20 protein-coding genes are annotated in these 23552 nt (G+C 36.2%); 10 read left to right on the plus strand and 10 right to left on the minus strand.

The features are described 5' to 3' along the window. Positions 1 to 53: 53 nt before the first annotated feature. From KHA87_RS01835 to addA, 5 genes are all read left to right on the plus strand, one after another. Entirely contained in the window at positions 54 to 1502 is a 1449-nt protein-coding gene (locus KHA87_RS01835; RefSeq protein ID WP_213092408.1) for a GntP family permease, read from the plus strand. Between the two features lie 39 nt (positions 1503 to 1541). Next, a complete protein-coding gene (locus tag KHA87_RS01840) occupies positions 1542 to 2327 on the plus strand; it encodes a 3-hydroxybutyrate dehydrogenase (RefSeq protein ID WP_213092409.1) in 786 nt (261 codons plus the stop codon). A gap of 80 nt (positions 2328 to 2407) precedes the next feature. Continuing rightward, positions 2408 to 3826, plus strand: a complete 1419-nt coding sequence (locus KHA87_RS01845) for a sigma-54 interaction domain-containing protein (RefSeq protein ID WP_213092410.1) — start codon at positions 2408 to 2410, stop codon at positions 3824 to 3826. Between the two features lie 211 nt (positions 3827 to 4037). Beyond that, a complete protein-coding gene (gene addB, locus KHA87_RS01850) occupies positions 4038 to 7529 on the plus strand; it encodes a helicase-exonuclease AddAB subunit AddB (protein WP_213092411.1) in 3492 nt (1163 codons plus the stop codon). Further along, positions 7507 to 11256, plus strand: coding sequence for a helicase-exonuclease AddAB subunit AddA (addA, locus tag KHA87_RS01855; protein ID WP_213092412.1), 3750 nt, complete (start codon positions 7507 to 7509; stop codon positions 11254 to 11256). Before addB ends, addA begins: the two co-directional genes overlap by 23 nt. Positions 11257 to 11297: 41 nt before the next feature. Here the strand turns inward: addA and KHA87_RS01860 are convergent, their stop codons facing one another. The 6 genes from KHA87_RS01860 to KHA87_RS01885 all read right to left on the minus strand — a co-directional run bounded on the left by KHA87_RS01860 (position 11298) and on the right by KHA87_RS01885 (position 13357). After that, a complete protein-coding gene (locus tag KHA87_RS01860) occupies positions 11298 to 11516 on the minus strand; it encodes a spore germination protein (protein WP_213092413.1) in 219 nt (72 codons plus the stop codon). An 81-nt stretch (positions 11517 to 11597) separates the two neighbouring features. Then, complete coding sequence (locus tag KHA87_RS01865; protein ID WP_213092414.1) at positions 11598 to 11978, minus strand: spore germination protein GerPE; 381 nt, start codon at positions 11976 to 11978, stop codon at positions 11598 to 11600. A 3-nt stretch (positions 11979 to 11981) separates the two neighbouring features. Then, a complete protein-coding gene (locus KHA87_RS01870; RefSeq protein WP_213092415.1) occupies positions 11982 to 12161 on the minus strand; it encodes a spore gernimation protein GerPD in 180 nt (59 codons plus the stop codon). Beyond that, the gene (gerPC, locus tag KHA87_RS01875; RefSeq protein ID WP_213092416.1) at positions 12151 to 12771 is read right to left on the minus strand and encodes a spore germination protein GerPC; all 621 of its coding nucleotides are present in this window, start codon (positions 12769 to 12771) and stop codon (positions 12151 to 12153) included. The genes KHA87_RS01870 and gerPC overlap by 11 nt, the downstream gene beginning before the upstream one ends. A 101-nt stretch (positions 12772 to 12872) precedes the next feature. Further along, positions 12873 to 13106: a spore germination protein GerPB gene (locus KHA87_RS01880; RefSeq protein WP_213092417.1), complete on the minus strand. Its 234-nt coding sequence runs from the start codon at positions 13104 to 13106 to the stop codon at positions 12873 to 12875. 29 nt (positions 13107 to 13135) lie between these two features. Continuing rightward, the gene (locus KHA87_RS01885) at positions 13136 to 13357 is read right to left on the minus strand and encodes a spore germination protein (protein ID WP_213092418.1); all 222 of its coding nucleotides are present in this window, start codon (positions 13355 to 13357) and stop codon (positions 13136 to 13138) included. A 156-nt stretch (positions 13358 to 13513) separates the two neighbouring features. Between KHA87_RS01885 and KHA87_RS01890 the strand changes: the two genes are divergently transcribed. The 4 genes from KHA87_RS01890 to KHA87_RS01905 all read left to right on the plus strand — a co-directional run bounded on the left by KHA87_RS01890 (position 13514) and on the right by KHA87_RS01905 (position 19137). Further along, positions 13514 to 14674, plus strand: a complete 1161-nt coding sequence (locus tag KHA87_RS01890; RefSeq protein ID WP_213092419.1) for a DUF418 domain-containing protein — start codon at positions 13514 to 13516, stop codon at positions 14672 to 14674. Between the two features lie 72 nt (positions 14675 to 14746). Continuing rightward, positions 14747 to 15634: a fumarylacetoacetate hydrolase family protein gene (locus KHA87_RS01895; protein ID WP_213092420.1), complete on the plus strand. Its 888-nt coding sequence runs from the start codon at positions 14747 to 14749 to the stop codon at positions 15632 to 15634. Between the two features lie 94 nt (positions 15635 to 15728). After that, the gene (locus tag KHA87_RS01900) at positions 15729 to 16103 is read left to right on the plus strand and encodes a YisL family protein (protein ID WP_213092421.1); all 375 of its coding nucleotides are present in this window, start codon (positions 15729 to 15731) and stop codon (positions 16101 to 16103) included. A gap of 127 nt (positions 16104 to 16230) precedes the next feature. Continuing rightward, the gene (locus tag KHA87_RS01905; RefSeq protein WP_213092422.1) at positions 16231 to 19137 is read left to right on the plus strand and encodes a bifunctional diguanylate cyclase/phosphodiesterase; all 2907 of its coding nucleotides are present in this window, start codon (positions 16231 to 16233) and stop codon (positions 19135 to 19137) included. 37 nt (positions 19138 to 19174) lie between these two features. Here KHA87_RS01905 and KHA87_RS01910 read toward each other — a convergent pair whose 3' ends face one another. Further along, positions 19175 to 19741: a DUF2777 domain-containing protein gene (locus tag KHA87_RS01910; protein ID WP_213092423.1), complete on the minus strand. Its 567-nt coding sequence runs from the start codon at positions 19739 to 19741 to the stop codon at positions 19175 to 19177. A gap of 402 nt (positions 19742 to 20143) precedes the next feature. Here KHA87_RS01910 and KHA87_RS01915 point away from each other — a divergent pair, with 402 nt between their 5' ends. Then, on the plus strand, positions 20144 to 21628 hold the full coding sequence (locus KHA87_RS01915; RefSeq protein ID WP_213092424.1) for an alpha-amylase family glycosyl hydrolase: 1485 nt from the start codon (positions 20144 to 20146) through the stop codon (positions 21626 to 21628). A gap of 51 nt (positions 21629 to 21679) precedes the next feature. On the opposite strand, the gene KHA87_RS01920 is transcribed toward KHA87_RS01915, so the two are convergent. From KHA87_RS01920 to KHA87_RS01930, 3 genes are all read right to left on the minus strand, one after another. Continuing rightward, entirely contained in the window at positions 21680 to 22552 is an 873-nt protein-coding gene (locus KHA87_RS01920; protein ID WP_213094211.1) for an SDR family oxidoreductase, read from the minus strand. Positions 22553 to 22654: 102 nt separating this feature from the next. Next, positions 22655 to 23146 carry a YajQ family cyclic di-GMP-binding protein gene (locus KHA87_RS01925; protein WP_213092425.1) on the minus strand — a complete coding sequence of 164 codons (492 nt, stop codon included), beginning with the start codon at positions 23144 to 23146 and terminating at the stop codon, positions 22655 to 22657. Positions 23147 to 23251: 105 nt separating this feature from the next. Then, entirely contained in the window at positions 23252 to 23383 is a 132-nt protein-coding gene (locus tag KHA87_RS01930; RefSeq protein ID WP_075981472.1) for a DUF3941 domain-containing protein, read from the minus strand. Positions 23384 to 23552: the final 169 nt, after the last annotated feature.

Below are 23552 nucleotides of genomic sequence, written 5' to 3' on the forward strand. Positions count from 1 at the left end.
GTAGTGTATTGAAGTAGAGCATGGGAAAATTTAAACACAAAAAGGGGATATGTATGGAAATAATTATTATTCTTTTGGCATTAGGCCTTTTAATGTTTGTCGCATATCGAGGCTTCTCCGTAATCTTATTTGCACCAATATGTGCTTTGTTTGCTGTCTTGTTAACCGATCCAGGTCATGTATTGCCTTTCTTTTCGAATGTCTTTATGGAAAAAATGGTTGGATTTATTAAAAATTATTTTCCTGTTTTCTTGCTTGGAGCAATTTTTGGAAAAGTAGTCGAAATGTCTGGGTTAGCTGAATCCATTGCAAAAACGATTGTCAGGATAGTGGGAGCTAAAAGAGCTATTTTTGCGATTGTTCTTTTAGGCGCCATTTTAACCTTCAGTGGAGTTAGTCTATTCGTTGCTGTTTTTGCTATTTTTCCATTTGCGGCACATTTATTTCGTGAAGCCAATATTCCAAAACGCTTAATACCAGGAACGATTGCACTCGGTTCGTTTGCCTTTACAATGGATGCTTTACCGGGGACACCGCAAATACAAAATGTTATTCCTACCTCCTTCTTTAAAACTGATATTTATGCTGCACCGACCCTTGGAATAATAGGCTCTATTTTTGTTATCGTACTAGGTCTTTTATATTTGGAATCAAGAAGAAAGAAGGCGGAAAAAGCAGGGGAGGGATGCTTAGGCTTTAAAAATGATGAATTGGCTGCTGCACATGATTCAGGTTCTTCCTTAGCAACAGAACCTAATTCCGTTCCCGATTTAAACTCACGTACATCTGTTGGTCGTCAAATATTAGCATTCATTCCACTAGTACTAGTAGGAGTTATGAATAAAGTATTTACTATTTTTATACCGAAGTGGTATCCGAATGGCTTCGACTTTTCTACTATCGGTTTAAAGGCATTTGGAACAGTTGATATTTCAGCTGTTACAGCTATTTGGGCAGTAGAGATGGCGTTGATCGTCGGGATTATTTCTACTATCCTTTACGATTGGAACAGAGTAAAAACCAATTTTAAAGAAGGTCTTAACACAAGTATTGGGGGAGCATTACTAGCGACTATGAATACTGGTGCAGAGTATGGATTTGGCGGGATCATCGCCGCATTGCCAGGGTTCACATTAATCAGCAACGGAATTTCCCATACCTTTACAAATCCATTAGTAAATGGTGCTGTAACAACTACAACATTAGCAGGTATTACAGGTTCTGCGTCAGGCGGGATGGGAATTGCACTAAGCGCGATGGCGGATAAATACAATGCAGCTATTGCCCATTTTAATATTCCACCAGAAGTTATGCATCGTGTCATTGCAATGGCATCAGGAGGGATGGACACTCTTCCTCATAATGGTGCAGTAATAACATTGCTGGCTGTAACGGGGTTAACACATAAACAATCGTACAAAGATATTTTTGCCATAACTATTATTAAGACACTAGCTGTATTTTTCATTATTGCACTTTATAGTATTACTGGTCTTGTATAAGATAAAATCCCTAAAAATTCATCTTAAGGAGGGCTAACTATGGGAAATACTTTATCTAATAAAATTGCTTTTATTACTGGTTCTGGTAGTGGAATTGGTTTGGAAATTGCCGAAGCCTTTGCACGGGAAGGAGCAAAAGTTGTTATATCAGATGTAAACAAAGAAAAAAGTGAGTTAGCTGCAAACAAATTGAACGAGCAAGGGTACACAGCTGTCTCCATTCCATGTGATGTAACCAATGAACAGAAGTTAACAGAAGCTCTTAATCTGGCAGTTAAGGAATTCGACAGGATTGATATACTTGTCAATAATGCCGGATTGCAGCATGTTTCGCCGATAGAGGATTTTCCGACCGAAAAATTTGAATTAATGATCAAGATTATGTTGACTGCTCCATTTACAGCTATTAAACAAGTGTTTCCAATCATGAAGAAGCAAAAATTTGGACGTATTCTGAATATGGCTTCTATTAACGGACTAATTGGGTTTGCTGGTAAAGCGGCTTATAATAGTGCGAAGCATGGGGTAATTGGTCTTACGAAGGTAGCTGCATTAGAAGGAGCAGAGCATGGTATTACAGTAAATGCCTTATGTCCTGGTTATGTCGATACCCCACTAGTTCGCAACCAGCTGCAGGATTTAGCGAAAACAAGAAATGTTCCTTTTGAAAAAGTAATCGAAGAGGTAATATATCCGTTAGTTCCGCAGAAAAGATTACTAGATGTATCTGAAATTGCTGATTACGCAGTATTTTTGGCAAGTGATAAAGCTAGAGGGGTCACAGGTCAAGCGGTTGTACTAGATGGAGGATATACAACACAGTAACTAGTTTGAAAAATGAAAAAGTTCCCCTTACTTTGCTATAATAGATGATATAGTATCTTGAACGGATGGGGAGAAATACGATGAATTTAGGAATTGGCCGCCTTCCTTTTAAATGGCTCGATGAAATCATTAATCTTGCAGCAGAACGCATAGTTGTTGTAGACCGAGATGGAATCATTCGGTATATTAATTCGGCTTATTGTGAATTTCTAGGAACCACGGTAGAGGATGCTACTGACAAGCCTGTACAAGACATTATTGAAAACTCAAGAATGCATATTGTAGCAAGAACAGGTCAAGCCGAACTTGCAGCTGTTCAGCCTATAAATGATAGTGAAATGATTGCCAATCGATATCCTTTATATATTGAGGAAGAACTAGTAGGAGCAGTTGGAACTGTCATGTTTAAAAATCCTCAGGAATGGTGGGAGTATTCAAAAAAGATACAGCCCATTCTAGAGGAATTAAACTATTATAAAAATAACTTTGAAAAAGGATTGGCAAGTAAATATACATTTGAAGATTTGATCGGATCCAGTACAGAATTTATAAAATCTAAAATGCTTGCGGAAAAGATTTCCGTCAATCATTCCGCCGTGTTATTACTAGGGGAATCGGGAACCGGAAAGGAATTATTTGCACATGCCATTCACCATAATAGTCCGAGGCAGCATTTTCCATTGGTAAGGATCAATTGTGCATCCATTCCGGAGCATTTATTAGAATCTGAATTATTCGGATATGAAGACGGCGCATTTACTGGTGCAAAGAGGGGCGGAAAAAAAGGGAAATTTGAATTGGCGAATTACGGAACGATTTTTTTAGATGAGATAGGTGACATGCCTTTGCCGATGCAAAGTAAGCTCTTGCGCGTTCTACAGGAAAAAGAAATTGAACGTGTAGGTGGGCAGAAACCAATATTTATTGATGTTCGAATTATAGCAGCAACTCATCGGAACTTAGAAAAAATGGTAGAAGAGGGAACCTTCCGGCAAGATTTATATTATCGATTAAATGTTATAAAAATTGAAATACCCCCTTTAAGAAATCGGAAGGAAGATATACCAGCCATTGCTTTCAATCTTTTAAAGAAGCTTGAAAGAAAATTTCATCGGAATGGTATTGTCCTGTCGGAAGAGGTATTACTTAAATTGATGAATCATAAGTGGCCAGGCAATATTCGCGAATTAGAAAATGTTTTAGAGCGGGCTATAAATGTTTTGGATGGAACGAATACCGTAAAAATGAAACATCTACCTTTATATTTACAAGATGATGATATATATATTAGCGGTTATCCATCCTTTTCGTTAGATTCGATGCCTCCAAATAATCGGGAAGAGTCTGTTGCTCCATTAAAGGATATTCTCTCTTTTGTAGAAAAAAATGCGATAATCCAAGCATTAAAAAAAACAAATGGAAACAGATTAGAGGCTGCAAAGCTTTTAGGAATCAGCAAAACATCATTATATGATAAATGCAAATCCTATCAAATTTAGTAGCATGACATTTTCGTGTCATGCGTATTTTTTTTGTTTTTTTTGAGGTGAGCATCATTCGTTGCTAATTAAATGGACTAATAGTATTCTAAAAATAGGAATATACGTTCTTGTTGATAGTAAATCCAATATTTTTCTGAAAAGCAATGAAGTCAATTATATTATAATAGATACATATAAGTGAGCAGATGTAGTGAAAGGAGCAGGATAAATGACTGTTCGTTTTGTAATTGGACGTACGGGAACCGGAAAGTCAAAGCTTTTTATGGATGAAATAACAGAAAACCTTAAAGAGTCTCCAAGCGGATATCCATTGATATATTTGGTTCCCGATCAAATGACCTTTTTATCGGAATATCGCCTGATTAATGCCCCTGGTTTAAAAGGGATGATACGTGCGCAAGTATTCAGTTTAACGAGATTAGCGTGGAGAATTTTACAAGAAACTGGTGGAATTAGCAGAAAACATATTTCTAGCGCCGGCCTTAATATGCTAATCCGCAAAATTATTGAAGATAAGAAAGATAGCCTAAGGCTATTTGGAAAAGCAGCAGATAAGACAGGCTTCATTGAACACGTGGAAAACATGATAGCGGAGTTCAAACGTTATTGCATTAATCCGGAAGAATTAGAAATGTCCAACCAGGATACTTCTACATCATTAAAGGATAAATTGTATGATTTGGAATTGATTTATCGTGATTTTGAAGAAGCCATTCAAGGGAAATATTTAGATACGGATGACTACATGAAATTACTTGCTGAATCTATTGAAAAATCTGCCTATCTGCAGAATGCAGAAATCTTTATTGATGGCTTTCACAGCTTCACCCCACAAGAGTATATGGTAATTGGACAATTGATGAAGTCATGCAAACGTGTATCCATAGCTTTAACACTTGACCAGCCATTTCGTTCAAGTATTCCGGATGCATTACACTTATTCCGAATGTCAGGAGAGACATATAACATCCTTTATGAAATGGCATTGAGTGCTGGAGTAACAATGGAGGAAGATGTAATTCTTACAGATTCTTATCGCTATAAAAATTCCGATCTTCAGTATTTGGAATCTACGTTTGAGAGAAGACCAGCTTTACCTTTTAAGGAGGAGACTTCCATTTGTCTTCTTCATTCTGCAAATCGCCGAGCTGAAATGGAAGGAATTGCTCGAGAAATTCGCAAACTTGTAAGAACAAAATCCTATCGATATATGGATATTGCTATTTTGGTAAGGAATGGCCAAGATTATCAGGATATGATGGAAACGGTTTTCTATGATTATGAAATTCCTTATTTTATTGATCAAAAGAGGCCGATGTTCCATCACCCATTAATCGAACTTATTCGGTCTTCCCTTGAAATAATCAACAGCAATTGGCGCTACGAGTCCGTGTTCCGTGCGGTAAAAACGGATTTGCTTTTTCCACTGGAAGGAAATCACCGAGAGCTTCGTGAAAAAATGGACCGCCTAGAAAACTATGTACTAGCCTATGGAATTAAGGGAAGCCAATGGATTAGCAAAGACAGATGGATATACAGAAGATTTAGAGGATTGGAATTGGAAAATCTACCTCAAACAGATTCGGAAAAAGAAATGGAGCACGAACTTAATGAAATGCGATTATTTATTACAGCCCCTCTTAATAGATTATCGCGGCGCTTGAAAAAAGCTCAAAGTGGCCAAGAGCTATGTGAAGCACTATTTCTCTATTTAGAAGAGCTTGATATTCCCGCTAAGCTGGAAAAATTCCGGATTTCTGCAGAGGAAAAAGGCAATCTTGTTTCAGCTAGAGAGCATGACCAGGCATGGAATGCAGTAATAGACTTATTGGATCAATTTGTTGATATTTTTGGGCTGGAGAGCATATCCCTGAAGGAGTTTGCTTTAATAATCGATTCCGGCTTGGAAGCAATGAGGTTTTCCCTCGTTCCGCCAGCAATTGACCAAGTTCTGGTTGCGAATTTGGAATTATCGAGACTGTCAGACATAAAAGCAGCTTTTGTTATCGGATTAAATGATGGAGTTATGCCTGCAAGATTGAATGAAGAGGGTATTCTAACGGATTCGGATCGTGATGCCTTGCTTCAAAATGGGATGAAAATTGCCCCAAGTAGCAAAACAAGGCTTCTTGATGAAGAGTTTATTGCTTATAAAGCATTAACAACTCCTTCTCACTATTTATACTTATCGTGTCCATTAGCAAATGAGGAAGGGAAGGCATTATTGCCATCGCCTTATTTAAAAAGAATAAAGGATGTCTTTCCAAATGTAATAGAAAAAGTTGTGGTTAACGATCCTTCCGAAATAAGCGTTCATGAGCAGCTGGAATACATTTCACATGCCAATACGTCAATTGCGTATTTAACTTCACAGCTTCAGCAAAAGAAACGCGGGGTTAAAGTTCCGGATTTTTGGTGGGATGTCTATAACTATTTTATAGGAAATTACAAATGGAAAAATCAAACAGTTCATATATTATCTAGTCTTTTTTATCAAAACAAAGCAAAGCAATTATCTGAACAAACAAGTAAAGACTTATTTGGCGACAAAATTTTGGCAAGTGTGTCAAGGATGGAGCTGTTTCACGGCTGTCCGTTTTCCCACTTTGCATCACATGGCTTAAAATTAAGAGAAAGACAAATTTTTAAATTGGAGGCACCTGATATTGGTGATCTATTTCATGGAGCATTGAAATGGATTTCTGATGAAATAGAAAAGAAAGGATTGTCATGGTCTTCATTATCTAGTGCAGAGTGCTATGCAATGGCGAAAGAAGCAGTTGCATTTCTTGCTCCGAAGCTGCAACATCAGATCCTGCTTAGCTCTAATCGCCATCACTATATAAAGAGAAAGCTTGAGCAGGTAATTGGACGTGCTTCCCAAGTATTAAGCCAGCAATCAAAAGCGAGTGGATTCTCTCCAATCGGGATGGAGTTGGATTTTGGCGCAAAGTCTACATTACCACCTTTAACGTTTACATTAAAGAATGGTACAAAAATGGAATTGCAGGGACGTATTGACCGAGTTGATAAGGCAGAAGATGAAAATGGTGTCTATCTAAGAGTAATAGATTATAAATCAAGTGCAAGGAATCTTGATATAACAGAAGTGTATTATGGATTAGCGTTACAAATGCTCACCTATTTGGATATTGTCGTCACTAATTCCAGTAGGTTAATAGGTGCAGATAGTGTTCCTGCCGGAGTTTTATACTTCCATCTTCATAACCCCATCGTAAAGAGTAATAAAATCTTAACGATCGAGGAAATTGAAGAAGAGATTTTTAAGAGCTTTAAAATGAAAGGACTAATGCTGGACGACGTAAATGTGGTTAAATTAATGGACCAATCCATAGAAAATGGGACATCCAAAATTGTCTCCGCGGAAATAAAAAAAGATGGAACCTTGTCAAAGCGTTCGCAGGTTGCAGGGAAGGATGACTTTAAAATACTTAACCGTTACGTCCGAAAGCTTTATGAAAAATCGGGGAATGCTATTGCAACCGGTATGGTAGATATAAATCCTTATCAATTGAAAAAGCGTACTCCGTGTGAGTATTGCTCCTATAAATCTGTTTGTCAATTTGATCAATCTTTGGAGGATAATCAATATAGACTATTAACTCCAGGAAAACCGGACGATTTATTAAGCATTATTAGAGAGGAGGTATCCATGGATGAAAACAGCCATTCCCATTAAGCCGATTGATTCCACATGGACGGATGATCAGTGGAAAGCAATTATGGCAAAGGATCAAAATATATTAGTTGCTGCGGCAGCGGGATCTGGTAAAACAGCGGTATTGGTGGAACGAATTATTCAAAAAATCATTGCGAAAGAGGATCCGATTGATGTTGACCAATTATTGGTGGCAACATTTACGAACGCCTCCGCTGCTGAAATGCGCCACCGTATAGGGGAGGCACTTGAAAAGGAAATCGAAATGCAGCCGGCTTCTGCGAGGTTAAGAAGGCAGCTTTCTTTATTAAATCGTGCCTCCATTTCTACTTTGCATTCGTTTTGCCTAGATGTTATCCGCAAATATTACTATTTAATAGATATTGATCCTGGTTTTCGAATCGCGGATGAAACAGAAAGGGATTTACTTCGTGATGAAGTGTTGGATGATTTATTCGAATTGGAATACGGTAAAGAAAATAATGATTCGTTTTACCGGCTAGTAGATACCTTCACTAATGATCGAAGTGATGCAGCATTACAAGACTTAGTTTCTAAACTATATGATTTTTCGAGATCTCATCCTCAGCCTAATAGATGGTTAGACGAGCTGGTGGAAATGTACAATGTCACGGAGGATATGGACATTGATGGGCTTCCATTTATGGAGACGCTTCGATTTGATATTCATTTACAATTAGAAAGTGCCAAAAGCTTACTGGAGGACGCATATGAGGTGACGAAGCTCCCAGGAGGTCCGGCACCTAGGGCGGAAAATTATTTAGACTATATAGAAGTTGTCAATAAATTATTAAAGGCAGCTGCCGGTCCTTGGAATGAATTATTTGAAGCGATGAATAATTGGTCCTTTTCAAAGGCGAAAATTTGTAAAGGTGATGAATATAATAAGGATTTATTGAAAGAAGCCGATGATTACAAGAAAAAAGCTAAGGATATCCTGGACAAGCTTCGAGAGGAACTTTTTTCCCGCAAACCAGCATTCTTTTTAAGAGATATGAGGGAAATGAAGGATGTAATTTCTACGCTGGTTTCAGTTGTAAAAGAGTTTGCGATAAAATTTGAGCAAATGAAAATGGAAAAAGGATTAGTGGATTTTACGGATATAGAACATTATTGCCTTGACATTCTAGGAACAGTGAGTGCAGATGGCAGTTCATTAATACCCTCCGAAGCAGCTCTAGACTACAGAAAGCAATTCAAAGAAGTGCTAGTCGACGAGTATCAGGATACCAATATGGTGCAAGAAACCATATTGCAGCTAGTCACACATGATAGCGATGAGAATGGCAATCTATTCATGGTCGGTGATGTAAAACAATCAATATATCGATTTAGGCTAGCGGAGCCTAATCTCTTTTTAGCAAAATATAATCGCTTTACTCCAAATGGTGATGGTACGGGACTTCGAATTGATTTATCGAAAAACTTCCGAAGCAGACAAGAAGTATTGACAGGAACCAACTACATTTTCAAACAAATCATGGGCGAAAATGTTGGGGAAATTAGCTATGACCAGGAAGCAGAGCTTGTAAAAGGCGCTTCATATCCTGAAGAGATTTCATATCCTATCGAAGTGGCTTTCATTGACCAAGAGGATGCTACTGATGATGAGTCAACGGATGAATCTGCCGAAGAAAATGAAACTATTGATAAGATGGATTTGGAAAAATCTCAACTCGAGGCACGTTACATTGCACAAGAAATAAAAAAACTAATAAACGAACAGAAGGAAATATTTAATCCGAAAACGGGAAGTTATCGACCGATTCAATATAAGGATATTGTTATTTTACTGCGATCCATGTCATGGGCTCCTGAAATTATGGAGGAATTTAAATTTGCCGGAATACCAATCTATGCGAGTCTTTCAACGGGTTATTTTGAGGCAACGGAGGTTAACATCGTCATGTCCTTGCTTAAGGTTATCGATAACCCGTATCAGGATATTCCGCTTGCTGGGGTGCTAAGGTCTCCAATCGTCGGATTAAATGAGGAACAGTTGGCAATCATTCGAATTCATTCCAAAAATGGGGCTTTTTATGAGGCACTATCATTATTTTTGAAGGAAAATCCAACGGAAAAAACAGAGGTACTACATGAGAAGCTTCATATTTTTATCGAAAAATTAAATAGGTGGAGAGAAGGCGCACGAACTCTCGCCCTCTCAGATTTAATTTGGCAAATTTTCCGAGATACACACTTTTATGACTTTGTTGGGGGCTTACCTGGCGGAAAGCAAAGACAAGCAAATCTAAGAGCATTATATGATAGGGCTCGTCAGTATGAGGCAACTTCGTTTAGAGGTTTATTCCGGTTTCTGCGGTTTATAGAAAGGATGCAAGAAAAAGGGAATGACCTTGGTGCAGCAAGGGCCTTGAGTGAACAGGAGGATGTCGTTCGGATGATGACAATCCACTCTAGTAAAGGTCTTGAATTCCCAGTTGTGTTTGTTGCGGGTCTATCGCGCAAATTTAATATGATGGATATTCAACATTCCTATTTATTTGATAAAGAGTTCGGTTTTGCGTGCCGATATACGAATGTTGATAAAAGAATTACGTATCCATCCTTGCCTCAGCTTGCCTTTAAACGGAAGAAAAAGCTTGAAACACTATCAGAAGAAATGCGTGTATTATATGTAGCGTTAACGAGAGCAAAGGAAAAATTATATTTAATAAGCACTTTAAAAAATGTCCAGAAATCGATGATGAAATGGAATAAAAATAACTCATCGATGGATTGGCTATTAAGTGATAATGTTCGCGCCAGAGCAACATCTTATATTGATTGGATTGGCCCCGCATTGGTTCGGCACCATGATTTTCCATCTGTGGAAAACAAAGAATTTGTCGGGGAAGATATTCAGAATCATCCTTCTAAATGGGAAATTTCCATTCATTCTAAAGAAGAGTTTATGCAATCCGAAAAAACAGAGCTGGGTACGCAGAATTGGAAAGAAGCGGTGAAGTCCGGGAGCCTGTTGGACATACAAACAGATCAAAAAGAAGATATTTCCAACGTTCTCGATTGGAAATACCCGCATATGTCTGCCGCAGGAAGACGTTCTAAGCAGTCAGTATCCGAAGTGAAACGTATGTTTGAAATCCGTGATGAGGCTTCTGGAACTGAAATTGTACAAAAATTTGAAAAGCCTATTTTCAATCGTCCTCGGTTCATGAGAGAGAAGAAGCTGACACCTGCTGAAAAGGGAACCGCATTGCATATGGTGATGCAGCATGTCCCATTACACGAAATGCCAACGGTTAATTCTGTGAATGAATTGCTGGAAAGCATGGTACAAAAAGAGCTTTTAACAAACGAGCAACAAAGTGTTATCCAGCCAGAGCATATCATTCAATTTTTTGAAACAGATTTAGGACAACGGATTCTAGGTTCGGAAAAGGTAAGAAGAGAGGTTCCTTTCAGCCTGGCAATTTCTGCTTCTGAAATGTATCGGGATCATAGCCTAGAGGACGAATCTATTCTTATTCAAGGGGTTATTGATTGTTTAATTGAAAATGATGATCATATTATCTTGCTTGATTATAAATCAGATAGTATTTATGATCGGTTTAAGGGGGGCTTCGAAGAAGCAAAGCCAACTCTTGAAAAACGATATAAAACCCAGATTGATTTTTATGAAAAAGCTCTTCAGGATATTTTACAAAAACCAGTGAAGGAAAAATTTCTTTATTTCTTTGATGGTGGACATCTGTTAAAGATATAAGAAAAATGAAAAGGCATTGACCAAATTTGGCTCAATGCCTCTTAATTATTTCCAATAGTCGGTTGATCAAACACTGAATAATTGATGGTATTATTTATGCTGAATAAGTTATAGTTTAGTACAAATCCTCCCGTTGTTAATGCGCCAGATCCAGATGAGATTTTTGTACTTGTCTTTGGCGATGTAAAGAGAGTATCTCCGAATTGCATAACTCCCCCGCCCATATTCAAAATTTGCAATGGTCCAATAACTGCAGGCATGTAAAACATCCTTTTACAAAATTTATTTTCCTACTTGATTATTTGTTATTTCACATAATATGTGGAAAACTTTCTGAACGTTCAACTTTCAGGCTTTTCTTTAAGTTGGCGAACATGATGCACTCTTGACTCAAGATATGCATCCTTAATACTGCCAATTTGAAAAATTGAAGCGGCCGATATACCTATGATATTAATATGATCGACTCTTATAACAGGATCCAGATTAATACGGTGAAAATGGATATCCTCTGTAATTGGAGGAATCGGGATAACCTCGCTAAAAATAGGGTAATCTTCGAAGTCAACTTCGAATCCAAAATATAGTTCTTCTTCGCGCTGAACTGCAAAGGCACGTGAATTTGCCTTTATATAAGTTGTATCGCCAACATGAACATTTGAACTAAAAACAACGTCATTAATGCTGATGTCCTGAACAACAGAATTTCTTATTCCATCCATTCCCTATCCTCTTGGAACAAATGGTACAAAAGGTCCAATAATAAGTGATTCGGCAGGAGTATCAAAGGTTGCCGCCTGTTGAATGTGTTCCGCATCACCTATAAGAAATAAGGAAGAGCTTGCAATACCAATAACTTCAATGTTCCCTACATGTAATTCACGGTTAATTACATTAAGTTCCATTTGTATTTCCTCCATTCATATTATTAGGAAGCTTAGAAATAAAAAGGAAGATAGCCTGATCAATGTCGGCTTTCATTTTTTGATAAACTTGGTCCAATAAATCTTCTTTTGATAATGTACCGAGGTTTTGCCCTGCTAAAATATTAAGATAGTGGTCAACTCTTTGTGGAATTTGTTTGTGTAGGTCATTCACAATAAAATCATGGTAGTGCTGTTCAAGGTTCATTCCTAATTGCTGTTCCGTATCGTTGATAACCGTGTGTATTTCGTTTCCTACATAATGATTTAATCTATTTATTATTTCCTGTTTGAAGTTAGGATCTGCAACTATACTGGGGCCTTGAGTGTTTGGCGGAGGAATCTCCATGTCTTCTATCTTTTCACTTAAATCTGAAGGGTTTAATCCAATATTTAAGGTTCCGTCCAATCTTTCAATTTTTAATTGGTCAAATTTATATTCTAGTCGCTCTACACTAATCGGGGGCTTTTCTTTTAAAGCTTGAACTTCCGTTTTTAATTCCTTCATCGCTTTTTCAAACCTGGAAATTCTTTTTTCTTGATGCTGGATATATTGATAAAGTTGTTGAATATATGCTTGAATATCTACCATTAACAAAACCTCACTTTTTATCAATAGTGATCCCTTAATAAAATATAAAATGGGGCAATCAAGCTCTGCTTCTAATAAAAGCAAGCTTAATCGTTTACAATCTATCTTGGTCCACCTGATGTTTGAAAAGGCACAACCGCATGAGCTCCAAATGTCCCTTCTGATGGTGTCGGTTGCCCAACTTTTGGAGCAGGTCTAATAAATCCTCCTGTATTATATAAATAGGAAGCTGGTTTAATAATTCCTGCACTTCCTATTTGAAATACAGATGAATTGGAAATACCGCCAATTTTTATCATGTGAATTTGAATTGTCTGCTGTAAATATATTTTCATGGATATCCCCTTTTTCCATAAGGTCCAGATTAAAAATTTAAATAATTTCCTTGATCCAAACCATCTATATCGAATGTATTGGTAGCTGACTGTTGATTTTGAATGGTTAACGTTTCACCGGTATTAAATGAGCCTGCACCGGCAAAGGTTTTAACAGAAGCATTTGGAATCACTTGAAATACATCTCCAATATTAAAAACACCGCTCGAACCAATATTCATAATTTGAACGGCACCAACAAATCCAGGCATAACCGTTCACTTCCTTTAATTCTTAATTAAATGCATATGGGCATTTCACTTATAGACATATCATATGAATGATTTCTTTAAAGGTGATTCATTAGCCTAAATGAAGATGACGTTGTAAAATGGTATGGTGAATATAATTACTAATGAGGTATTAAAATGGAGCTGCAAATGAAGTCGTTACAAAAGAATGAAAGAATTTTCACATTGGATGTTTTAAGAGGCTTTAGTTTATTGGGAATATTAATCATTAATATGATCTCATTCAACGCACCTGTTCTTTACTATAATCCGTATGAATGGTGGCAGAATGGGGATGCAACCCTTTATAAGTGGATTGAAATCCTGATAGAATCAAGCTTTTACCCCATCTTTGCAATGATGTTTGGATATGGAAGTGTTATTCTACGCAACCGAATAAAGCAAAAAGGACTAGCCTTTTCGAATGTATATTTGCGAAGACTGTTATTTTTGCTTGTTATTGGGTTACTCCATGCATTTTTTATTTGGTCCGGAGACATATTAGTGAACTATGCGATCTATGGAATGATTTTAATGGTATTGCTTGAGTTGTCGGGAGAGGTTCTGATTATTAGCGGAGTAATGCTATTCCTTGTCCCGAACCTATTGTTTATTTTATACATAATGGTAAATGCTCTTTTTGACCCAAATACGACTCTTATGTATGCGGATATTACGAATGTTAATAAATCTGTCAATGCCTATTCCACGGGGAGTTACTGGGAAATTACTCAACAAAGATTTGCAGATTGGTCCGCTGTGAATGGTTCTGCCAATCTCTTTTTCTCGGTTTTCTCTATTTTGCCACTGATGCTAATTGGGGCAGGGGCTTCCAAATTAAAGTGGTTGCAAAGGGCAAAGGAACAAAAGAAAAAATGGATGGTCATTTTTATTGTTTCATTGGTGATTGGGATTCTATTGAAGTCTTTGCCGGCACTTGTTGATTCAAATCTTGCATTCAAGCTAATTCAGCAGTCCCTTGGAGGAACCATTTTTAGCTTTGCCATTGTCGCATTAATCGTTCTCTTAATGATTAATAAGGTATCTGAAAAGTTATTTAGGCCAATTGCAACAGCAGGAAGAATGTCCCTTACCATTTACTTAATTCAATCGATTGTTGGAACATTAATTTTTTATCACTATGGAATGGATTTTTACGGTAAGTTAACATTGTCTTCTTGCATTTTAATGGCTCTATTAATTTACTTTATTCAAGTAATCTTGGCGGAGATATGGTTTATGAAATTTCAAAATGGCCCGTTAGAAAAAATCTGGCGCATAGTGACATATTGGAAATAAGAAAGGGAAAAGGGAATTTAGTGCAAAAAGCAGAATAAGTATTTATTAAGTAGAATAAGAGGTGGAAATAAATTGAAGCTATTAACTTTTAAAAAGGATAATAAAGAACAATTAGGGGCACTGGATGAGAGTAAGGGTATTATCTTTAATGTATCTGAGGCTGCAATGAAAGATTATCCGTACTTGCCTACATCGATGCTTGCTGCAATTGAAAAAGGCAATGAATTTATTATGGATATAAAAAGCTTAATGGCAAGTGAAGATTTAAACCACTTCTATGAAAATACAGATACCATTGAGGTGCTTTCACCAATAACAAAGCCTCAAAAAAATATTTTGTGTGTAGGGAAAAATTATCGTGACCACGCAATTGAAATGGGAAGCGAAGCAGATATACCAAAGGATATCATTATTTTTACGAAAGCTCCTACTACCGTCACAGGACATTTAAACGTTATTGAATCACACTCGGAAATAACGAATCAATTAGATTATGAAGGTGAACTGGCCATCATTATAGGAAAAAGAGGAAGAAGTATAAGTAAGAACGAAGCACTTGACTATGTATTCGGCTACACGATTATCAACGATGTAACAGCACGTGATATTCAAAAGCGTCATAACCAGTATTTCTTAGGTAAAAGCTTAGATAGTTCCTGTCCGATGGGACCGTGGATTGTTCATCGTTCTGCGATAGAGAATCCGAATCAATTAAATATTGTTACAAAGGTAAATGATGAAATTCGCCAAAATTCCAATACAAAGCACTTCATTTTTTCCGTTGAAGAAATTATTTCAACCCTTTCCAAAGGAATGACGCTTGAGCCAGGAGATATCATTGCTACTGGAACTCCGGCGGGAGTAGGAAATGGAATGAAGCCACCGAAGTTCTTGGCTCCTGGTGACAAAATTGAAATAACGGTTGAGGGAATCGGAACTTTGACAAATATGGTAAAATAATCTTCAAATCATATCTATCAATGGAATCAATATGATATGATATCAATAATGTTTAAGAATAAAGCCATATTAAAAGAAGCTGGGAGGAAATGAAATGCTACATCGAACTGATGCCCATATTACAACTTGGGTAATTGCGATTATACTATTTATCGTGGCATTACTATTACATAAGGCGGGAAAAGAGAGAGGCGCTAGGATTGTCCAGATGATTGTACGTCTTTTCTATATCCTAGTGATTGTTACAGGAGCCTTATTGTTCTTTAATAATCAATCTGTAGATCCTGCATTATACGGAGTAAAATTACTGGTTGGATTAATCGTTATTGTATTGATGGAAATGATTTTGGTGAGAACCATGAAGAAAAAAGGGACAGGAATCTTATGGCTGTTGTTTGTCATTTTATTTCTAGCTGCACTTTACTTAGGATTAAAGCTTCCATTAGGCCCTTGGCATCCATTTAGTTGAAAATTAGAGTCGCTCATCTGAGCGGCTTCTTTTTTTTTTCTGATATATCGACAATATATTACAATTATATTACAATGAATAATAGTATGAATATTTTTATTATAAGCACGACAAGGTGGTGACCAGCTTGGTAAAATCATTTCAAACACTTTTTCAAGATGAATCGCAGTTAAAACGATTTGTCGAGGAAAAGGAGCTTTTTCAATATCCTGTTATATCCATTCATGTATCTGTTATCAATATGGAGTTAAAGGAAATAGAGAAACTATTAAAATTATTAAAGAATCAACTCCCACAAGCAGTAATAACAGGAAACAGTTCAACGGCGAAAATGACAAAAGGTTATATTACCTCTTGTCTGCCTGTAATCACGTTCACCACCTTTGAGAAAACAAATGTACGTTCAGGTTCAATAGAAATTGGAAGAGAAGTAGATTTAGTGAATATTGGACAAAGAATTGCTAAAGAAAATACTACTTTAGAAACAAAATTAGTAATACTATTTTCCAATTTGAAATTAGGGGAATTAGATAAAATACTGGATGGCTTTTATAGCATAAATTCGGATGTTACTGTAATAGGCGGTAATAGTTCTGAACACAAACTGTCATTTGTTTTTACGGAGAATGGCATATTAGAATCGGGTATTGTCTTTCTTTCAATAGAAAATCAAGACTTGATTGTAGAAACAATAGAAAATGGAGAATGGCAAGAGATTGGATTGCCTTTTACGATAACAAAAGGAAGAGAAAATATAATACATGAAATAAGTGGAAGGAAGCCGTTGAATGTACTAAAACAGTATTTGGGTAATAACTTTGTTCAACGGTTGCCACATTCCAGTTGTGAAATACCATTTTTAATTGAATGCAATGGAGAAAAACAAGTTGCTTTCATTCGAAATATTCTAGAAGGCGGATTACTTGAAGTATCAACTAATATTAAAAACGGAGATATCATATCATTTGCATATGAAAATACGGAGGAGCTAATATCCCAAACTCAAAAAAGTTTAAAAAGGTTAAGAAAAAAACCTGTTCAAACTATACTCGCTTTTCATAGCGCAAATAGAATAAGGAATTTAGAGCAGCTCACCCAAAATCATATTAAATCATTAGAGAGTTATGCTTCCGTAACGGAGTGTTATTGCTTCGGTGATATTGGCCAGCGAACCAAAAATCAGCCGAAGTTATCAGCTCCGGCATCCATTTATTTAACTATTTCGGAATCAAGTGAACAAAATAAAAATGATATAAGCATTCCATTTACGGTACCTTCTGAAACAAATTCTATTATTACATTGACTAATTTAATCAAAGAAACTGCCAAACAAGTCGATGCAATTAAGGAAGGCACGAAGGTTTCGGAAGCCTATCATCAAACGTTATATGAGAACAACATGGATATTGTTTATACCTTGGATATAAAAGGGAATTTCACGAGTGTAAATACAGCCTTTGAAAAAGCGATTGGTTATTCTTTCAATGAAATTAAAGGGAAAAGCTCATTAAGACTTGTAGTGGATAGTGATGTACAAAAGGCTCAACGTCATTTCCGAAGATCGTTAAATGGGAAGATACAGTACTATAATGTTAATATAAAAACGAAAAATGGAGACGTGGAATCCTTTCATATAAAGAATATTCCGGTTATGGTAGATAATAAGTGCGTCGGAATTTGCGGAATTGGAAGGGATATTAGCGAAAATATAAAGTTTGAACAGAAAATAACCCAATTGGCAAATTATGATGAAAGTACGGGGCTTCCTAATCGGACAAAGTTTAATGAAATCCTTGATGAAATGCTGAATCGTGCAAAGAAAAAGCGCCGCTCGCTTGCTGTTTTATTATTGGATATAGATCGTTTTAAGATAATAAATGACACTTTGGGACACTATGCAGGTGATTTAACATTAAAAGAATTGGCAAATAGGCTAAAAAGCAGTCTATCCAATGGAGCTTACATAGGAAGATTTACAAATGATAAATTTAGTATTTTATTAACGAAGGAAACAAATCCGGAAAGCGTTATCCAAATTGCGAAGCAATTATTAAAAAAGATTGAAATGCCTTTTTCCTATCAAAAGAAGGAGTTTTTCCTTAGCGCTAGCGTGGGTATAAGCATGTATCCTTATGATGGAGATCAAAGTGAGGAATTATTAAAGAATGCTGATATCGCATTAGGAAGAGCAAAATCTCTTGGCGGAAACAGTTTGGTCTTCTTTTCGGATGATATGAATGTAGAAACCTTAAATCGTGTGGAACTGGAAAGTGATTTAAGAAAAGCGATAAAAAACAATGAATTATTCTTAACATATCAACCGATTATTGAAAGCTCGAGCCAAAAGATGAAATCTTGTGAAGCGTTAATTCGATGGAAGCACCCTGAACGAGGAATTGTCCCACCCCTCGAATTCATTCCGCTTGCCGAAGAAACAGGACTCATTCATTCAATCGGAAAATGGGTACTTAAAACAGCCTGCAAGCAAATGAAACACTGGCATGATGTAGGCTTGACAGACGCAAGTATTTCCATCAATGTATCAGCATATCAATTTCAAAATAGATGGTTTATAGAGGATGTGAAAAATGCTCTGGCATATTCCGATCTTGATCCCAAATATCTACATTTGGAGCTAACAGAATCCGTTATGGTAAATGACTCCATAAAGACCATTGACACGATGAATGCGCTTCGAAATATTGGGGTGAAAATATCCATCGACGATTTTGGTACTGGTTATTCATCTTTAAGCTATTTGCGTCATTTACCAATCCATATTTTAAAAATTGATAAATCCTTTATTCAAAATTTGGATATTCAAACACCCGACTACGCCATTGTTAATTCCATTATGACAATGGGACATGGCTTAGGGCTACAGGTAATTGCAGAGGGTGTGGAGACGGATATGCAATTTGAAATCCTCAAAAATATGAAATGTCATTATATCCAAGGTTATTTAATCGAGAAGCCAATGCAATCGAGTCAGATGGAGGAATGGCTGCAAGATAATAATTTTATATGCTCCTAATAATCAAAAACGTCTTTCAAGGAAGACGTTTTATATTTTACATATTGGATACCTTTTCCACGATCGTCCGTTTTCCTGTACTTAATGTAAATTCAAAACGATCTTGGCTGTCCTGTTCATATTTAAAATGGTGCTGAATCGAGCAAATATTTTCCCCGTTATCAAAAATTAAGAAATTGACGCCATTCTGTTTTTCTTCTTGGGCAAGATAGGATAATTGATTATGACAATATATACAGTCATACACGGAGAATTCCAACTGATTCAGATTATGTATGAAATAAAGTAATGCATCATCCTTTAGCTCATTCAATAATATTTCGAAGGCAAATGTTAATTGTTTTCGTATTCTGATTTTCAATTGATCATGCAGGAAAAAGGTTGAGTTTGGCATGGTAATTTTTCCATCCCCCTCTAATACTCCTTTTATCCATTGTTGTCTATGGAATATTTCGACTTCCTGCGCGAAATATTCTTCTAACATAAATGCCTCATCAGTTTCATCGTCAAAAAAGACCCATTGATCATTAATGTTCTCAATACTCCCAGTAATAAACGCACGATCTTGGTTTCTGATTAGCTGCTCTCTATGTTGATGGTCCATCGGTTATCCTCCATTCATCAACGTGCTCTAATTAGGATTGAGTCGTTTTAAAAGATTGCACTATAGTTCTTTTTTGACAAAGAAAAGAAATTTCATACCTTGATTCGAAGAGCTTTCATAGACAAACAAAAGACATATATTGTTGAGAGATTTGTGAATTGGCTTTGGAATTGTTTGACTATCCGCACTAATAAAGGATAATCTTATTTCATGAGGCTGTTTGCATTTGAATAGTGCTTTTTGTATTTTGTTATAAACCTAGTGACTTAGATTTGGGAAATCTTTTTGTAAAAAATTATTTATTTATCCCAAATAAAGATATTTATAATATTTTTTTGTCTAAAAAAGCAACAAGTTTATGAAGAGAGCCTTTCAAGAGTTCATTTTTAGGAGGAACGGATAATGTTTAAGAAGGTTTTTACATTTTGCCTTATTCCGTTGCTCATTTTTTGTGCAGTACCTGCGAATGCTGCAGGAAAAGAGCAACGCAATTGGCAAAGTGAAATAGTTTATTATTTAATCGTCGATCGTTTCAATAATGGCGATGATGCAAATGATATTAATACGAATACGAAAAATGCTTTGAGCTTTCAAGGTGGAGACTTTCAAGGAATAATTAATCGACTGGATTATTTGAAGGATTTGGGATTTACAGCCATTTTATTAAACCCTATTTTTGATAATGATGAAAAAGGCTATGCTGGAGATCGAATAATTAATTTTTATAAACCAGATGAACATTATGGATCCTTGAAAAAATTCCAAGAACTAGTGAAGGAAGCACACAAACGTGATATGAAGATCATGTTGTCCTTTGAAACAAATCAAGTTAGTCCGGAACATCCATGGGTAACCGACCAAACAAGAGCAGATTGGTTAAAAGGGAAAACGGATGATGGTTTAATTTCCTTAAATCAAAAGAATCCCGCAGTCAATCAATATTTTATAAAAGCCGGCAAATGGTGGGTTCAAAAAACAAATATAGACGGCTATTATTTAAATAATGCTGATAAAGCTCCAATCGAATTTTGGAAGGATTTTAATGGTGCGGTGAGGTCCGTTAAGAAAAACTTCTTCCTGCTTGGAGATGTTCATTCCAATGATATAAATACGATAAAAAAGTTTGAACAGGCAGGCTTTGATGGATTTTATGATTATCCTCAAAATAAGCCATTGAGAAGTGCTTTCTCAGATATCGATCAATCTACAAAGCCTTTGTTAGATATAGTCAAAACGAATGAAAGTACATACCAAGGATCAACCCAAAATGCCATCTTTTTTGATAATCCATATATGACGCGATTTACAAGGGATATGGTAAATGCAAATAAATATCCAGGAACAAGATGGAAGCTGGCATTAACCTACCTCTATACTCAGCCTGAAATTCCGATTGTCTATTACGGTTCGGAAATTGCCATTGATGGTGGAAATGCACCGGAAAATCGTCCAATGATGAATTTCCGAGCAGACAAAGATCTAATGGATTACATGACACAAATATCGGAACTTAGAATAAAAAATCCGTCTTTAATCAAAGGATCGTTCACACCTCTTTATGATAAAAATGGGATGACAGTGTATAAAAGAGAGTATAAGGGTGATGTCAATATCGTTGCCATCAATAATACCAGCGCTACACACGGTGTATCCATTGATACTTCCCAATTTAAAGATGATAAAGAGCTACGTGGTTTGTTGGATGGTGGGATTGTTCGTGCGGACAATGGTAAATATAAGATTGTATTAGAACGGGAAACCTCAGAAATATACAAAGTTGTTGATAAAACCGGAATTAATTATGGTTTTATAGCTATATTAGTTATCGTTTGGATTCTATTTTTTGCTTTTATATATGCTGCGAAAAAAAAGGCGAAGAAAAATTAAATTAAGAGTTAAAACAATACCTGCATTTTTGAAATGCAGGTATTGTTTTACTTATCCATTAATAATAGAGCCACCGTTCACGTGAATCATTTGTCCAGATACATAGCTGGAATCCTCTGATGCTAAATATACATATGCACCTGCTAGCTCATATGGTTGCCCAGGACGACCAAGAGGTACATTTCCGCCGAATGTTTCTACTTGTTCCTCTGGGAAGGTAGATGGTATAAGTGGTGTCCAAATTGGTCCTGGAGCAACTCCGTTTACGCGTATTCCTTTTTGGGCTAATGACAAGGCTAGAGAACGAGTGAACGAAACAACTGCACCTTTAGTAGCGGAATAATCAATCAGTTGTTCATTCCCTTTATATGCGGTTATTGAAGCGGTATTAATGATGACACTTCCTTTTTGAAAATGGGGAAGGACAGCCTTTGTCATGTAAAAGAAAGAAAAAATATTCGTTTGAAAAGTCTTCTGTAGCTGATCATCTGTAATATTTAAAATGCTTTGCTGCGGATGTTGTTCTGCAGCATTGTTTACTAATATATCTATTTTTCCAAATTGGTCTATTACTTTCTTAACTGCATCCTTGCAATGCTGTTCTACACCTATATTACCGGAGATAAGAAGGCAATCGACGTTTTCTTTTTGAATTAGAGATTGTGTCTCTTTTGCGTCCTCATGTTCATTTAGATAACAAATAGCAATGTTTGCTCCTTCTTTCGCAAAATAGAGTGCAACTGCTTTTCCAATACCGCTGTCACCGCCTGTTATAAGCGCTATTTTTCCAGCTAGTTTTTCACTTCCCTTATAGGCTGGATTCATGGATTTTGGCAATGGATTCATAACGGATTCTATACCTGGCTGATTATTTTGATGTTGCTTTGGCAATGTTTTTTTCGGTTGATTTTGCTGGGTACTCATCATTTCACTCCATCCTAGATGTAATCCTCCATTATTCTTTACATCTCAAGGATAGTTATGAGTATTTTCCAACAATAAAAAAACAGGTGAATTCACCTGTTTTTAGCGATAATTTACGAATTGTACATCGACGGTTAAGTCTGCATCCCGAATCGCAGAAATAATTTGTTGTAATTCATCACGGCTTTTTCCAGTAACGCGGATTTGATCATCCTGCACTTGGCTTTTTACCTTTACACCGCTATTTTTAATGATAGTATTGATTTTCTTAGCATTGTCCTTATCAATTCCTTGAATAAGTTTAGCACGTTGTCTAACTGTACCGCCGGAGGCGTTTTCCACTTTACCATAATCTAAATTTTTCACGGGTACGCCACGTTTAATTAATTTGCTAAGTAGAACATCCTTAACTTGCCCCAATTTATACTCATCATCAGAAATAATTACAAGCTCTTCTTTATCAAGCTTTATATCACTCTTACTTCCTTTAAAATCATAACGAGTTTGAATTTCCTTCATGGCCTGCGTAATCGCATTTGTTACTTCAGAAAAATCTACTTTCGAAACAATATCAAATGAACTTTCTTTTGACATATTGAACCTCCAACGTTATGTAATTACCAATAATTATAGACAAACAGCTAGAGGTAAACAACTATTTTGAAATGAATGAAATAGACAAGGTGTAAACCCTGTCTATTATAAATGGTCTGTTTTCTTAGAATATTGATGTTTCCCGGCCTTACGATTTTTTTCACGCATCATATTTTTTTCATGTCTAAGAGCATTGTTGTCTTTAGCCTTTTTATCATTATCTGATGTATGCGGCATGAATGAAAATCCCCTTTCCAATTGATCTTTTTTAATATGACCAAGGAAAGGGGAATTTATGAAGGCACTTTTTTATCTTTTTTGTCATGGTTGAACAACTTTATAAATATCCATAATTAAATCTTTTTAGGAAAAGGCGTCCCAATACTAAGTCACATAAATGCAATAA

The sequence above is a fragment of the Bacillus sp. FJAT-49736 genome, from assembly GCF_018343615.1.
Classification (GTDB): Bacteria; Bacillota; Bacilli; order Bacillales; family Bacillaceae_C; genus Margalitia.